Source organism: Paenibacillus validus NBRC 15382, assembly GCF_004000985.1.
In the GTDB taxonomy this organism is placed as follows: domain Bacteria; phylum Bacillota; class Bacilli; order Paenibacillales; family NBRC-103111; genus Paenibacillus_G; species Paenibacillus_G validus.
This window is the reverse complement of the sequence record NZ_BIMH01000117.1, coordinates 1-1,518: the sequence shown is the minus strand read 5'-3', so window position 1 is coordinate 1,518 and position 1,518 is coordinate 1. Positions and strand designations below refer to the sequence as shown.

The 1,518-nt window shown below is 48.7% G+C and carries 1 protein-coding gene; it reads right to left on the bottom strand.

Features of this window, described 5'->3' with window-relative positions; genetic code table 11:
- Positions 1-109 precede the first annotated feature (109 nt).
- The gene (locus tag PVA01S_RS26305; protein ID WP_174817622.1) at positions 110-1,396 is read right to left on the bottom strand and encodes an IS110 family RNA-guided transposase; all 1,287 of its coding nucleotides are present in this window, start codon (positions 1,394-1,396) and stop codon (positions 110-112) included.
- Between the last annotated feature and the right edge of the window lie 122 nt (positions 1,397-1,518).

Sequence of the window (1,518 nt, the reverse complement as noted above, 5' to 3'; positions counted from 1 at the left end):
ACGGGGTCTTAGCCCTTATTGAATGTAGTACTTCGGCTTCTCCGGTGCTTCCGTTGTCTAAGTTGTACACATGTGAATAAGCGATTTACAGGCTGTCTGCTTCTTTGTTTTAAGCGGCCACTTGCTGCATCTGGATCTGCCGCGCAGGGCCTATTACGTCGATTGCATTGTACTCTCTTTGTTTTGTCCCCAACGTATGCAAAACTCGAATCAGTTTCCCACATAAGGCTATTAGGGACTGCTTTTTCTTCAGTGGATTTTGACTCCGCGTCGTGTAGTGCTTGTGAAGCGCCTTGAACGCTTCGTTCTTTGCTACCATCGGCATCACTGCCCGAAACAGCAACGCACGTAACCGTGAGCGTCCGCGCTTGCTAATTCCTGTCTTGCCTTTCCGCTTTCCCGAGCTGTTTTCTTTGAGATTCAGCCCAGCGAGCCGGATAATCTGTTGACCATGGTCGTAGTTGTTCAGGTCACCAACTTCAGCTAGTAATCCAGCTACGGTAATGGCTCCAATCCCCGGAACAGAGAGCATGTATGCCGCTCCCGGGATGTTCTCAAGGATCTCCAGGACCTTAGTCATAATCTCTTCCAATTGCTTACTAAATAGATCATATTGACCCAGCAACGTGCTTAATTCCATTCGAGCCGCCATACAACCTTCCGTCAACCCAATGGAGACCGTTGCAGCGGCTACTAACTTCTCCGCGCGCTTGATACCCACGCCACGCTTCACTTCTGTCTTCCAGTGAGCCAGGACGTCTCTAGCTCCCTTGGAGACGATGTCTGATGGCATGGGGAACGCCCGCATCGTCATCAGCGATGCCTTACCTTCCCATTGCTTGAACACGTTAGCGTACTCGGGGAAGAACCGGTCAAACCAGTTACTGATACGGCCCTTTACTTGCGTTAGGCTGGCCGATACCTTTTCCCGAAGATTCATTAGGATCCGCAGTTCCGCATATTCCTTCGTTGGCAGTTTCGGTTCGGAGTATTTTCCGTTTCGAATAAGATCCGCGATGACTTTAGCATCCTTATAGTCGCTCTTCGTCTGTGAGTTATCCTCAAGCTCTTTCGTCTTGTTCACATGATGCGGGTTGACGACAACGATCTGAATATTTTGCTCTTGTAGATATGCAGCTAACGGAAACCAGTAGTGTCCAGTAGGCTCGATGCCAAACACAATGTCTGTTTTCCCATGTGCCTGCTCAAGCTCCTTCATCCACGTTACCAGCTTCGCCAACCCATTCTGATCGTTATGGAAAGTGCAATCCTTCCCGAGTTCAATCCCGCGAAAATCTACGGCTCTTGCGACGTGTACCTTCTTCGCGATATCTGCGCCAACTACCAGTGTCGATTCGGTAATTCGTGTAATTCGTTGATTCTGCTTCTGTTTCAGTTTATACTTCATATTGAGCGTCCTCCTTCTAATTAGGGCAGTGAATGGCCACCATTCCAAGACCCAGCATACAGGAGGCGCTTTTTCTTTTCAAAGAGCAAATTACTTCATTACAGGAATGG